General features: G+C 47.9%; 13 protein-coding genes. All 13 read right to left on the reverse strand.

Annotated features, from left to right (window positions below; all coding sequences use genetic code 11):
• Window positions 1–78: 78 nt before the first annotated feature.
• Complete coding sequence (locus tag LOZ80_RS19225; protein ID WP_238172830.1) at window positions 79–1,644, reverse strand: extracellular solute-binding protein; 1,566 nt, start codon at window positions 1,642–1,644, stop codon at window positions 79–81.
• A 154-nt stretch (window positions 1,645–1,798) separates the two neighbouring features.
• Complete coding sequence (locus tag LOZ80_RS19230) at window positions 1,799–1,999, reverse strand: CLC_0170 family protein (protein WP_238172831.1); 201 nt, start codon at window positions 1,997–1,999, stop codon at window positions 1,799–1,801.
• A gap of 36 nt (window positions 2,000–2,035) precedes the next feature.
• A complete protein-coding gene (locus LOZ80_RS19235; protein WP_337951024.1) occupies window positions 2,036–3,259 on the reverse strand; it encodes a Ger(x)C family spore germination protein in 1,224 nt (407 codons plus the stop codon).
• Window positions 3,231–4,352 carry a GerAB/ArcD/ProY family transporter gene (locus tag LOZ80_RS19240; protein ID WP_238172832.1) on the reverse strand — a complete coding sequence of 374 codons (1,122 nt, stop codon included), beginning with the start codon at window positions 4,350–4,352 and terminating at the stop codon, window positions 3,231–3,233. Before LOZ80_RS19240 ends, LOZ80_RS19235 begins: the two co-directional genes overlap by 29 nt.
• Window positions 4,300–6,018, reverse strand: a complete 1,719-nt coding sequence (locus LOZ80_RS19245) for a spore germination protein (protein WP_443147040.1) — start codon at window positions 6,016–6,018, stop codon at window positions 4,300–4,302. Before LOZ80_RS19245 ends, LOZ80_RS19240 begins: the two co-directional genes overlap by 53 nt.
• Before the next feature lie 106 nt (window positions 6,019–6,124).
• On the reverse strand, window positions 6,125–6,313 hold the full coding sequence (locus tag LOZ80_RS19250) for a hypothetical protein (RefSeq protein WP_238172833.1): 189 nt from the start codon (window positions 6,311–6,313) through the stop codon (window positions 6,125–6,127).
• Between the two features lie 701 nt (window positions 6,314–7,014).
• Window positions 7,015–8,094: a Gfo/Idh/MocA family protein gene (locus LOZ80_RS19255; RefSeq protein WP_238172834.1), complete on the reverse strand. Its 1,080-nt coding sequence runs from the start codon at window positions 8,092–8,094 to the stop codon at window positions 7,015–7,017.
• A gap of 27 nt (window positions 8,095–8,121) precedes the next feature.
• Window positions 8,122–9,027, reverse strand: coding sequence for an AraC family transcriptional regulator (locus LOZ80_RS19260; RefSeq protein WP_238172835.1), 906 nt, complete (start codon window positions 9,025–9,027; stop codon window positions 8,122–8,124).
• 44 nt (window positions 9,028–9,071) lie between these two features.
• The gene (locus LOZ80_RS19265) at window positions 9,072–9,929 is read right to left on the reverse strand and encodes a sugar phosphate isomerase/epimerase family protein (RefSeq protein ID WP_238172836.1); all 858 of its coding nucleotides are present in this window, start codon (window positions 9,927–9,929) and stop codon (window positions 9,072–9,074) included.
• 12 nt (window positions 9,930–9,941) lie between these two features.
• Entirely contained in the window at window positions 9,942–11,126 is a 1,185-nt protein-coding gene (locus tag LOZ80_RS19270) for an N-acetylglucosamine-6-phosphate deacetylase (protein ID WP_238172837.1), read from the reverse strand.
• A complete protein-coding gene (locus tag LOZ80_RS19275) occupies window positions 11,113–11,886 on the reverse strand; it encodes a glucosamine-6-phosphate deaminase (protein ID WP_238172838.1) in 774 nt (257 codons plus the stop codon). Before LOZ80_RS19275 ends, LOZ80_RS19270 begins: the two co-directional genes overlap by 14 nt.
• Window positions 11,883–12,914: a Gfo/Idh/MocA family protein gene (locus tag LOZ80_RS19280; RefSeq protein WP_238172839.1), complete on the reverse strand. Its 1,032-nt coding sequence runs from the start codon at window positions 12,912–12,914 to the stop codon at window positions 11,883–11,885. The genes LOZ80_RS19275 and LOZ80_RS19280 overlap by 4 nt, the downstream gene beginning before the upstream one ends.
• Before the next feature lie 3 nt (window positions 12,915–12,917).
• Window positions 12,918–13,772, reverse strand: a complete 855-nt coding sequence (locus LOZ80_RS19285) for a sugar phosphate isomerase/epimerase family protein (protein WP_238172840.1) — start codon at window positions 13,770–13,772, stop codon at window positions 12,918–12,920.
• Window positions 13,773–13,974: the final 202 nt, after the last annotated feature.

Consider the following 13,974-nt stretch of genomic DNA (forward strand, 5'->3'; position numbering starts at 1 on the left):
CGACTCCTTTTCATAAGTAAGTAAAGAAAGGAAAGGCATTGCCCGCAAGGAGCAACAACTTTCCAATATCGTGAATGATTAACTTCTGTTGCTGGACACAATGACACCATTGCCTTGTTTGTAACGCTCTGACGCTTCTTTAATAATGTCGTTGCCGCCTTTGTTCTTGTACTCCTCAATGACCTTCGGCCAATCGGAGATCGGCTCTTTGCCGTATACCATCTTGATCATATGGTCAAGAATCAGCTTAGGACCGACATCATCCGCTTGTGCAGCAACATCCGGATATTTCGAATAAGTTTGCAGCGCAGGTACGAAACGTACCGAGCCTAGACCTTCCTTGGAAATAACATTATCAAGGATATTCATCATCTCGCGCCCTGTCGGCGTCAGCTCTTCTTTGGCTTTGTTGTATGCGGTGTCATGAACAAACCAGAACATGCCGCGGAAGCCGTCAAGATCAATCTCCTCAGGCGTGGTTGGCGCTGTAAACTTCACTTTGCCATTCTCCATTGTGTACGTTTCGCCCTCGATGCCGAAGGAAAAGTATTTTTCTGCTTCTGGCGTTGTCATCCATTCGAAGAACTTAACAATCTCGATCGCTTTCTCCTTCGAAACCTTGCTGTTGATGTAGTAGGACGTGTTGATGCTCGAATACAGCAGATGGCCTCCTCTGTTCTCGGGACCACGAGGGGCAGGAACAATGTCCACTTTCGCATTGGGAACTGTATTTTTGAATTTTTCACGGTAAATGCTCAATCCTTGTGCATTGGCAGACCACATGCCTACTTTGCCTGCATCAATGTTCTTGCCATAATCAGATGAGCTGATCGACGCAAAATCCTTAGGGATTAAACCTTCATCGAACATCGTTTTGAATGTTTGAAGCGCTTTCGTCATATTCTCAACATCATAGAACTTAGGAACAACCTGATCCCCTTGCACTTCGAATTGAGACGGCAGTACGTCAAATGCGCCTAGTATCGTGTCGGCATACTTAAAGTTTTCGCGCATTTGGTACGGGTTTTCAACACCCAGCTTTTTAAAGGCCCGCATCACATTCAAGAATTCATCCACTGTTTTGGGAGCAGCCAAGCCGGTTTTTTCAAGCAAATCAGTCCGCATAAACAAGGCGCGGCGCGAAGGCGTGGACAACCATGATGGAATTCCGTAAATTTTACCGTTGAAACTTGTTTCCTGCCAAGCTTCTTTCGGTACTAATTTCATAATTGTCGGTGCGTACTGTTTGAGCAAATCATCCAAGGGCATGAACACGCCGGATTCAACCGATCCCGACATCCCTTTTGTGGTAGCGCCTCCAACATTCTGAACAACATCAGAAATATCATTTGAAGCGAACATCAATGACATTTTTTGGTCAAAATCTTTCAAAGGAAGCATGCGGAAGTCGATGTCTGTATTTGTTAACTCCTCCAGCTTCTTCACCCATTTTTCCTGATTGACGTCCGCTGATTTCTCGGCAAACTTATTGCCGCTTGTTGTTATGGACATCGAAAACTTTAATTTTTCATTTTTTTTAGCCGCTTGGCTGGATGTCGGACTCGGTGTCGCATCGCTGCTGCAACCTGCCACTACGCTGACCGTCATTGCACATGTCAATAACAACCCCATCACTTTTTTCATCTCATACGCCTCAATTTCCTAGAATTAACCACGTCTGGTTATTCGTATCTTACCCTTTGCCGACAGGATTCGGTATGTATTTTTTTACACTCCTGTTGTGTTCATTTTCGAAATAGGCTATTTTCGGGGTATTCTGCGCAAGAAAACTGCCCAATTATTTCCAGAACCATTTATCATAAATGAAATAACAGATATAGGACAGGCCAGCGAGAACGATATTGAGCCAACCTAGGATTAAAGCCCCCTTCTTCTCCCTTGTCAGATTGGCTTTGGCATAAATTTTGACATCAAAAACCAAAACAAGAATCCCTGAAAGGAGCAACAGCATGATGGTGTAGTAATTAAAGGTTATCATGATTAACCCCCTCCGATTGCTGGCAGGAACGAGGACCTATTGGGTTTTCGTTCCGATACGTCGAATCTTGATTTGCACTTTAATATCGACAGTCATCGTCTTGTACAAGTTGCTCCACTGCTCCTTGTTTTTAACTTCCCGATTCCAAAAGGAGGGTTGAAAAGCACGCACATATTCACCAAAGCCAAAAATATCACAAGCATCTTTTTGCGTTTGCTGAACTAATTTCAGAAACCCTTGTTCACCGTCTTTTTCAATTTTCTGCTCCAGTTTTTTGATTGTTTCCCTGGTAATGAGCCAATTTTCGTCTGTTTTTTCTCGCAAATCACCTTCGATCTGACTCACGATGGTAGCATGAACCTTACCGTTCACAATGTTGGTTATAATTTTGGCCCTCCGATGAGTGGATTGAAAAACAACCGTTGTATCCGACTCGGGAATTTGCTCTAAGACGCTGTATCCCCCAGGATTGATTTGTTTCATTGCCATAAAATGACCGATCTGCAGTGCGGTCGTAGCCCCTACCATTTTATCCCCTTTAAAATAAGCCAATCCCGCAATTTCGATATTCGATGCTTTCTTCAATTCAAGATAAGGCAGCGCTCCTTCCTGCCCTTTGGCAGAACTCGCGCTGTAAAACACCCCCAGGAAATAATTGGGGAGCCTCCCCATATCTGTAGCGTGTTCAAGCGTAGCCAGCAAATATAAAGAGGGTACACGTTCTAATTGAGGCGTTGCTTTCATAAGTTCAGAAGCTTTTCCTTTGGAAACAACCATCCAAACCGTTCTTCGTACTTGTGGCTGACGGCGGAAGAAGTCCTTTTCGTTCTGAATCCCCTTGCGAGCAATGGCTTCTGAAACGACGATAACACGCAAATGCCCATAGAACAGACGATCTGCCAACTGCTGCTGAAGATTCATCAAGGAGTCTTCGATCGTATATCCGAAGCTGCTCAATACCCAGACAGGTTTCTGATTCGATGGCGTTCCCGTGCCCCCAGCGCCCAAAGGGATGCGTCCAGGGACAGCAATTTGTACGGTAATCTTGATCAATGGTCTTTTGATGTTCGAATCATTTTTCGTCATTTGGGTAGCATTGCTGCTCTCATTCTTGTCTTCGGACGTTGCTTCATCGATCGCAATGGCCAGCACAACCGCTCGATCTTCAATTTCCAACCGATCCCAACATCCTGTGAGCAGGGGAACGAAACATAGGAAGACGAATATTCGCTTAATTCGGTTTCGCCACACTTGGATCACCCTGACTCCCTTGATTTTTCTTCCGAATGAGGGCTACGATAAGCAAAACGGAGGGGTAACCGATCGTAAAAACTAATCCCCAACGACCGACAACCTCAATAAAGTCATACATAGCAAGCAAGTTTTGAGGAAGCATCGCGATGACATAGATAAAAGGAATCAGAAAAAACGAGAACAATTTATGATCTTGCAGGCGAAATAATTGCATTAAAAAACGAATAGCCGAGTAGTAGCTCGATAGCAGTGTTGTGAACACAGCTGTCACCCATACGGCAAGAAAAGCGCCATCCAATCGCTCGAGAATATTAGCGGGCAATGATGTCGTCTTTGCCAGCTCGAGCGTTGGCCACACTAAATTTTTGACCTCTTCCGCTCCGAATACCCCAACGGTGGCCACAACAATGAGCAGGTACAGTCCACCCGAAATAACCATGCCGACGAAACTCGCTATCATCGCTCTCTCCGGCCTGCGCATAGCAGGAATCACCAGTGTTATGATGAATGATCCCTGAAACAAGGCAGCCATCGTAAGCGTCCCGGCAAACATGCCACTCGGTTCATTGCCCCATACTGGCATCAAATAGACCATTTGCGCATTTTTCAAGGAAAGAACTACAATTAATACAAGTGGAAACACGATGATGGGGAAGTAAAAGTGATGGAAATAAGTAAAAGTCGTCATATCCGCACGCGAAGAAATGGCCGCAAGGATCAGCATCACAATAACGGTCACTTCCAATGGTGTTTTCGTCATAACTGATGTAACAACAACTTCCCCAAATTCACGAGAAGCCAGTGCGGTTATGATAGAAAAAAAAGCAATAATTAAGACGCTGAACACACGAGCCGTCCATTTGCCGATTAATTCTTCGCTGTACTGGACAATCGACTGACGGGGGAAACGCATGCCAAGCTTCGTAAGCAGCCAAAGTCCGACAGTTCCTAAGAAGATGCCTAAAATAGTAACGAGCGGCGCCGCTGAATCTGCTGCTCGCACACCAAAGAGCGAAAGCGCCAACACACCTACGCCAATAATCGAGCTAATCAATATGATCGCTGCTTGAATGACTGTGATTTGGCGAGGCTGCTCCATCGGAAATCTCCCCCTTTGAATTCAATACTTTGATCGGATCCAACGTATTGTTTGGCTTTTGTTTATCTTTTAATTCCTTAATGTCAGAACCCAGACGCGTTTCATTTGGCGTATGCAAAAGAGCAGGTCTCTTCGGCATAGCCCATAGAGGAAAGCGTGCAATTGTATCTTTCATCCCCTGAAAGTTTCCAGGGACTACGGGGCTTAAATAGGGGACCCCGAACGATTTGAGCGAAAGCATATGATTGGCGATGAGAATTAATCCGATCATAACCCCATATAAGCCAAATATGCCTGCCAAAATAACGAGCGGAAAGCGCAGCATCCTTAATGCAAGAGCTGCGTTGTAGGCTGGTGTCGCAAAAGAACCAATCGTCGTTAATGCAATGATGACGACGGTTATCGGACTGATGAAGCCTGCCGCGACGGCAGCCTGTCCAATGACAAGCACCCCGACAATCGAGAGCGCTCCGCCAACCTGCTGGGGCAGGCGCAAGGTCGCTTCCCTCAAAACCTCCATGGAAATCTCCATGATGAGAACTTCAATGACCGAAGGGAAAGGCACCCCTGCTCTCCCTCCTGAAACAGCGACCGCGAACTCCGTTGGTATAAGCTCGGGATTGAACGAAATCAAGGCCACATATAAAGAGGGAAATATTAATGAGAATACCAGCGCTACCAGTCGCGCCAACCGAATGAAACTGACTAGAATAAATCGTTCGGAATAGTCTTCTACCGTCTGGTAAAACTGGCTGAATACAGTCGGTAGAATGAGCGCAAACGGTGAGCCGTCCACCAGCAGGATAACTCGTCCTTCCAGTAAATTAGCAACGGCTTTATCCGGGCGTTCGGTATTCTGAATCTGCGGGAACGGCGAGATATGGTTGTCTTCGATAAACTGTTCCAAGTAACCGATATCAATGATGCCATCCGTATCGATCAGGGATAGTCTTCGGAATACTTCCTTAACCAGCTCGGGATTCACGATCCCATCCAAGTAACAAATCGCTACTTTGGATTTGGTGACATGCCCAATGCGCATCGTTTTCACCCGAAACTCCGGGGTGGGCAAGCGATATCGCAGCAACGAGAGATTCGTTCCCAACAATTCGATGAAGCCCTCCCGGGCGCCTCGGATGACCTGTTCCGTCTCTGGTTGTGTAATCGATCGCTTGTCCACATGGCGTGTGCTGAAAAGGAACGCTTCCTCTAACCCTTCCACAACGAGGACCGTTTCCCCCTGCACGATGGCTTGGACAATCTCCGTTAGACGCCCTTCTGTTCTGCCTTCTGAGGCGTACAGCGTATCGTTGAGCAAAACCTCCTTCAAGGGACGGCTGTCCTTCCCTTGTTCGTGTGTGGACGTTAACATTAACGGTTTTAAAATATGTTCGTTCAAATACTGCTTATCGACTAAGTCAGAGAAATACATCACGAAAGCGGGATAAAGATCAAATATGCAAAATTCGCGCAGTACAAAATCATCATTTTCACCAAGCATTTGTTCAATGAACGACTTTGTCTCTTCAATATATGGACTGATGAGCTCAGCTTCTTTTTGTTCCATCGTTTCATTAATGGTAGCTTGCTTTGGCGGATTCCTGCGGAACTGCTGGCTTTGAGTCCCTTTTTTCGACAATCGCTTCAACCATTGCCAATCTGCCATAGGATACCGCCTCCCCAACTTTGCCGCTTTCCAAGCATTTCCGTCTACGTATTTTTATCCAAATTTCGGAATATATACATAACGGCTATTTTTCCGCTTGATCTGGCTATTTGGTGAAGCTGCTAACTGGGGCGCGGCCCTTGGCATAGCTGATCACCAGTTCGCGGACCTTGGCATAGCTGATCGCCAGTTCGCGGACCTTGGTATAGCTGATCGCCAGTTCGCAGACCTTGGCATAGCTGATCGCCAGTTCGCGGATCTTGGCAACACTGCACGCCGGGTTGTAGCTTCGCACTCAATCTGCAAGATGACCTTTGCAACACTACGCATCAGGTTGTAGCCTCTCTCACAATCTGTAACTCTAACGAACTGTATGATGCTTATAGACGAGAAATTGGCTACTTTTGCGATCTATCGAATTGTATTGGCGTTAAGTAGTCGCTTTTGGGCGGTTTTGTGATCATTTTTGCGAAATAGCGAATTTGGGATTCGCTAGATTTTTTAAATGACCAATTTTGATCAAATAGGGTCTTTGGAATTCGTAAGAGTTTGGCTCACGGTACAACTATTTTCTCGTCTATAAGCACCATGCCGTTCATTAAATCCCCTTGGAGTCCACGAACCTCCGTAGCAAAGTAGTCTAAGGTGACGCCAATGAAAAAAACGGCTTCGCCGCTCTGAATGTTGAGCTTCTTACAAGCGACAAATTCTATTGAGGGAACTGTGGGACGCTATTTGGTCAAATAGCAGGGATGCTAGGATGGTAGCGGAACTACAGGGTCCTATTTCCGCGAAAATCGCTGAATTTCTCATGAAACAGCAAAATAGCGCCCTGTAGTTCCCTTAACCTCGCGATATGGGCACTTTTTTGCTAGAATAACGGATTGAGGTTCCCTTATCTCCTGCGAGGCCACTGGGTAACGGGCAGCGATCAACTCCAAATATATTCTTTTAAAAAAGCCTCTTAACCGAGGTTTTCGGTTAAGAGGCTTTCATTTAAGTCAAATAAATGTGTGGATTTTGTTTTTGACACTCTTCGATAACCAACAACTGCTGGCGTACCTGCTGCGGTGTAATTTCAAGATCAGCCCCTTGTGTCAGCGCCCGATGGAGCATGAGGTATAATTGCTCCGTCATATGACTCATCGTATCGCGGTCTTCGGCAAGTACAAGATTCCAGCTGTCTGCATGCCAAGTTAGTGTTTCGCTGCAATAAGCAGGCAAACCATTCGCGTTCACCAGCGGCTCCTTAATAAGCTTCTGCTCCGGCGCTTCCTCCGGCACAAAGTATTTCCATTCCAGTTCCTGGCCTGTCCCTTTCAGCCCGCCGTTCGTGCCTTGGATGTGAAAGGTTTCACGCGGGTACGCACACGTCGAAGAAATTTCCAGATCAATCGTCGGACGCCCCGCTCCACGCATGATCAGCTTCACATAATCTTCCGCATCTCCGAAAGTGTTGGCCCGATCCATGATACATGTAATGAATGGCATGGTGTCTGTCCCAAACAATTGCAACGCTTGATCAAGGGGATGAGGCCCCGTATTCATTAAGCTTCCGCCATTGTTGCTTTGCAGTGTTTGCCAATCCCACCTGCGGGCGAAGTTGTTCAACGTGAAATTAATCTGTACAATCCTTCCTAAGACGCCCGACTCAATCACTTTGCGAATTTGCACAAAGGCTGGCTGGTAACGGGATTGCTGGAAGACAGCCAATATTTTCCCATTTCGCTCAGAAGCCTCTATCAATTGGTCTACTTCTTCGGCAGTTTTGGCAAGCGGCTTTTCGCAAAGCACGTGGAATCCCCGATTCAGCAAGGCAAGGGAAATCGAGAAATGCTGGTGGCTCACTGAGGCATTAACAACCAGATCAAGCTCCTCATGTTCTACCATTTCCTCCCAAGTGGAGTAGGCGGCACAGCCATATTCTTGGCGAGCGAGTGCTTGACGCTCAGGAATGGCATCAGCAACGGCGACAATCTTGTAGTATTCCGTAATTTGGGCCAGCAAATTTCCATGGATATCGCGACCACTGCGCCCTTGTCCAATAATGCCAATTTTCAATTGTGGATGGCTCATATGTAAAGACCTCTATTCTAATCAGATTTATAAGAAATTACGAAATGTTTTCTTATACTCGGTCGGCGTGATCCCTGTTCGCTTCTTAAAGGTGCGAATAAAATGGCTCAAATGATGGAAACCAACCTGAAAACCAATCTGCGTGATCGTATGCGCATCTCGGCGTATAAGCTCCATAGCCCGCTCGATACGGACTTCATTGACGAAATCGATAAACGTCTGCCCCGTTTCCTTCTTGAATACATGACTGAAATAAGCCGGTGCCATATTGGCAAGAAAAGCTCCATGCTCGAGTGGGATGTCTTGACTATAGTTGTCATTGATATAGCGTTTCACTTCATCAATTGGTTGCTGCTCGACAAGTGTCGGTTGTTTGGCCGGCTTTCGTTTAGCCTTGCGACACTCACGGTCGAATAAGATGAGCAGCTTGGCCAGCGTTATCCGGATCGCATACTGATAGCCGAGCTCCCTATGCTCAAACTCATCTTGCATATCTTGCAGGAGATGCTCGAACAATATTTGCTTGTTTTTCCCAATATGCAGCCACGGTTGTGGGACTGCAGCGCTCTCGACGTTATCCTCAGAAGGGTACAGCAGCGGCCCCAAGGTACCTGAAAAAGGTTTTAGTTGCTCGGATATAAGAAACGGCAGAAAATCAATTAGCACCAATTCAAACGCTTTGTCTTCGATAGCACGGAAACTGTGCTCAAGACCCGGAGCAATAAGGAAGACGTCCCCCCGGCTTACGGTCAACGATTTACCGCGCAACTGGTGATTGCATACGCCATTAAGCACATAAGCGATTTGAACGTAATCGTGAATATGCATAGGCTGCTTCAATAGCTGGCTCGAGTAGCGAAATATTTTGAAAGGAAAGTCCTGATTCAATTGGGACTTGCTTTGCAAATAGGACATGCCATTCCCTTTATCCATATTCCGACCACCTTCCCTGAGCTAATTGACTACCCAAGCATATGTTATGCATGTTCCCAAGACAACATTTTTTTGACTACTTGAAAATCATGCGCAAGCCGTTCGTAGGCAGGAAACGGCGCATGACATTCCAGTGTTATCCATCCGTTATAACCGACTTCTTTCAGGGCATCGAACATGGGCTGATGATCGGCTGCCCCTTCGCCCAAGCGACTTTGCAGAAACCCCTCTTCTCCGCGATGCGTCAGGTTAAGGAAAGTGCCCGGCGCACCAACCTCCGCCACACGAATCTCATCTTTGACATGGACATGGAACAAGTGCTTGCCTAGATTGACGATGGAATCCCTGCCATAATCCGTCTCCGTAATATACATATTACCCGCGTCATGAATCACCCCAACATGGTCATGCTCAATCAGATCCAGCAGCTTCAAGCTGCTGTCTACGGTTTCTACAAGCGACTGATTGTGGATTTCCAGCACGAGTTTTATCTGATAGGCTTGTGCCGCCTCAGCGCATTTATTCAGCCAGTGAGCCGCTTTGGCATAATGGTAGTCGTGCGCCATGAACGCATTCGGCCCTCCCGGTGCTACCCGAATCATCGATGATCCCAGTTCTCCACCCATGTCCAACAAACGATTAAAATCGCCAAATGCTTCCTCACACTCTTGATCACTAGCTGTCGAGAAGCCGCCCATATAGCCGGCAAGCACCGGAATTTCCAGCCCCAAATCCGCTGCTAGCGTCTTGATTTCCTGGATCCGCGGAGCACTCGTTGTGGGTGAGAGATGTGGCTCGCGAGCAGCTATCTCGATCCCATCCATGCCCAGCTGTTGGGTCAGCTTCATCGCTTCTTGAATACTGTGTGAAATAAAAACACCGCTAAATGCTGCAAATTTCAATGATGGCTCCTCCTAGTGATGAAGTGAATTCCGCTTGAATACACGTTCACCTGATTTGTACGTTTGTTCCACGCGAAGACGGTTTCCTTCTTTACTGAGCAAGACGAAGTCAGCAGGCGCGCCGGGCGACAAACCTGCCGCTGAAATTAAGTTCATACAACTCGCGGGTCCGAGAGAGGCCATATTCCATGCGTCTGTCAAGCTTGCGATTCCCCGATTCAGCAGGTGCTCAATTCCCCAAAGCTGCATTTGCGCGGAACCAGCCAACAACTGCTCATTCTCTGCCATATGCAGCTTTCCCTCAGGGGTGAGTACAACGTTACCACCAATATGAGAGGTGTACGCGCCTGGCGCCAATCCGCTGATTGAAACTGCGTCACTGACAAGCATAGCCTTGTTTCCCTTTACTTTAAGCACTACCTTTAAGACTTGATCAGGCAAGTGAAAGCCGTCAGCGATCAGGCAACACCACAAGGACTCCTGCGCTAGCTGCTCCCAGATATAATTGGGATGACGCGGCAGGGATAGCTGTGCACCGTTCCCCAAGTGGGTAGACATGCGCGCTCCGCATGCGACCGCTTCCTGAATTTGTTCCGATGCTGCAGACGTATGTCCGATCGACACCGTAACGCCGCTTTCCGAGCATCGACGGATAAAATCACCGCTCCCCGGCCATTCCGGGGACAGGGTGAGAAGGCGAATCCTTCCTCCGGCAGCTTCCTGCCAACGGCAGAACAGCTCCCACTCCGGCGCCCTGACATACCCCAGGTTATGCGCCCCTCTTGCGCCGTCATGCGGAGAAATGAAGGGACCCTCCAGATGAATGCCTGCGATGCCGGCAGCAGCAACCGGGTCTTCCTCACAGGCGCGAGCTATCGTTTTCAGCCCCTGCGTAATAGCTTCATCGCTGTTCGTTATCAGCGTTGGATAGCTGGCTGTTACACCTTCTCGCCAGAGCATTCGGATCACCTTGCCGACCATATCTTCAGGCATCGAACCTAGGTTGAAATCACAGCCTGCATAGCCATTAATTTGCAAGTCGATCAAGCCTGGTGCGACTATCGCCAGTTCGGATTTCTCATGCTCCTGCAGATGGACCGGTTCTATCGACTTGATGAATCCGTTCTCAATTCCCATCACAACGGGCTGCTCGGTCGCATAATGGATGGCTTTCACTTGCGTCTTAGACAGGCCCATAAGCGTCACGATCCACATATAAGGTGCAGTCCGAGTGGTTCCTTAGTATCGTCGAAGGACATTCCGTGGAAATAGATCCACTCAATGTTCGCTTAACCGCTTGATGCTTCGTCCTGCCTGGAACGATACAAAATAGATGAGCGCCAGCGAGAAGAGCAGGAATCGTAAGGGTCAAGGCATGCGTTGGGACATCTGCAAATGAAGGGAAACAACCATCATTTACCTGCTGCTGACGGCATGCGTCGTCCAGTTCAACCTTTTTGATCAGCAAAGGATCATTGAAATCAGCTACTGGCGGGTCATTAAAAGCAATATGTCCATTCTCCCCGATGCCCAGACAGACGATATCAATGGGAGCTTCCTGAATCAGTTCGCTGTAGCGAAGGCATTCTGCCGCGCTCGAATTTGAGCTGTCAATTAAATGAACCCTACCCGGATTAACTCGTTCAAAGAGGCTTTTGTTCAAAAAATAGCTAAAGGTTTGCGGACTATTTTTCGGTAATCCGATATATTCATCCATATGAAAAGCTGTGATGCGCGACCAATCCATCGTGTTGTCCGCCGCCAAATGGCCTAGCAGTTCATTCTGTGACGGTGCAGCAGCAAAAATCATCCGAATCGATGGTTTGACAAGCAGCAGCTCTTTGATTTTGGCGGCAACGTCAGTTCCTGCAGCAGCCCCCATGACATGACGATCTTGATAAACTTGCACCTTCAATGCATCCACGGCGTGCTTCGCAGCCTGCTGTTGCTTACTCATTGTGTTCCCTCCCCGTTTTGTATTTGCGCGCCTAATGCCGCACTCTCATAGATCATTTCAACCAGCTGCAGCGCCTTCCAGCCATCTTCTCCGGTTACCAACGGTTCCCCCCCGGTTTCAATCGCTGCGATTACATCAATGAATTGACTTTGATGAAAATCGGAAACGATGCTTCGCGGATCTGAGATGCCGCCATACATGTGGCTTTGTGTCCAATGGGGCTCACTCCAGCCTGGTACCGACCAATGAACAATGGAAGATCCTTCCAACTTAATTGTCCCCTTGTCTCCGTACAGATTCATGGTAGCTGCGAATCCCGGCTGAATGCTGGTAGATGCCATGATGGTTCCGAATGCGCCATTCTTGAATTGCAGCAAAGCAAGTCCCAGATCTTCTGCTTCCATTTGATGCGTTTGTGTTGCTATCTTGCCGAATACGCTCTGAATCTCTCCTGCAAACCACAATAATAGATCCAGCCCATGAATGCCTTGATTCATCAAAACACCGCCATCTTCATTGCGGGTACCGCGCCAATCAGCGCTTTCATAATAAGCTTGGGAACGAAAGAACGGAATCGACAATTCTGCCAAAAGCAGTTTACCTAAGCTTCCCTCATCAAGCACGCGTTTTATCGCCTGATTCTGCGCCTCAAATCGCCTCTGCGAGATGACGGAGAGGATAACGCCGCGTTCTTTTGCTGTACGTACGAGTTCCATTGCCTCTTGCGAACTCATCGCAATGGGCTTTTCGATAATGAGATGCTTGCCGGCATTCAGCACATCAAGTCCAATGCGGGCATGACTGCCGCTGGAGGTCGTCACACAGACGATATCGACATCCGCCCGGCTCAACAGCTCATGATAGTCCGTCGTCCAGGCACAACTCTCTTGTTCGGCATTTTTTTGCGCTTTCGCTTCGTTGCGGCTCGACACGCATGTAAGCTCAGCTTCCTCCATCTGGCGGATCGCCTCGATATGAAAATCTGCGACTGAGCCGCAGCCAATAATTCCGAATCTCCATTTCGTCACGGGCTACACCTCGCTCATTAGAACACGAAGTGCTTGCAGGGACATCAAGGTACCCATCATCTGATTGCCCCCGACTGGCACATAATGTGTCTCAATCGTAAAAAGTCCATTATAATCGTCTGCGAGCAGCGCTTTCAACTGAGCAATAACGGGCACATTGCCTGAACCTAGCGGAACACAATGGGGCAGTCCGTCTTCACGGATATAGGCATCCTTGAGATGAACATGTGCAAGCACATCCTTCATAGCCGTGTATCCAGCTGGAAATGCCTCCAGCCCGCCATAGGCCTCATTGCCCGGATCCCATAAACCCCGAAGGGCAGGCGATGCAACCGCACGGACAATCACCGCCACTTCTTCCGCATAACCCCCGTTGCATGCTGGCTCATTCTCCAGTAAAAGCTGAACACCCCGGGCCTCTGCCACCACTGCTGCCTGCTGCAAATAACGTACGATCTCATCTCTATGCGAGGCAGGGTCCGCTTCCCGCCAAAATGAAAAGATACGAATTCTCGTTGTCCCAAGCATATTCGCAATCGTGATAACCCGGTCTAATTTAGCAAAATGCGACTGCACGCTTTCTTCCCTTTGACCAAAAGTATCCCCTGCGGCAACTTGCCTCGAAGGATCCAGCGCACACTTAAACAATGGCGAAGCAATCGCTGAAATGAACAATCCCCGCGCCTCCACCTGACGCCGAATTTCACTTACTTGCTCGTTATCCAGATCAGCTGCATTCTGTCCGTTGATTACGCGAATTTCAACATGCTTCAAGCCCTGTTCAGCAGCCCAGTCCAACGCCTCTTCGAAGTGGGCAGACACTTCATCTGTTAATACGCCCAAACGCTCCCATACCACCCTTAGCCCTCCTCATTGACCTGTTCCCAAGGTTCTTCTAATCCTGTCTACTACTATATCAACATTGCTTTTCTTAAAGTTGACTTTTCTTTCGAAATAAATAGACATTTTTTACGCTTCGCAGGCGATATGGCAACAGCGAAAAGAGGGGCTGCTCTCATGGTCATGTGACCCTGAGAGGCAGCCCCTCTGCAATTAACGC

Origin of the sequence: Paenibacillus sp. HWE-109 (genome assembly GCF_022163125.1) — a bacterium.
In the GTDB taxonomy this organism is placed as follows: domain Bacteria; phylum Bacillota; class Bacilli; order Paenibacillales; family NBRC-103111; genus Paenibacillus_E.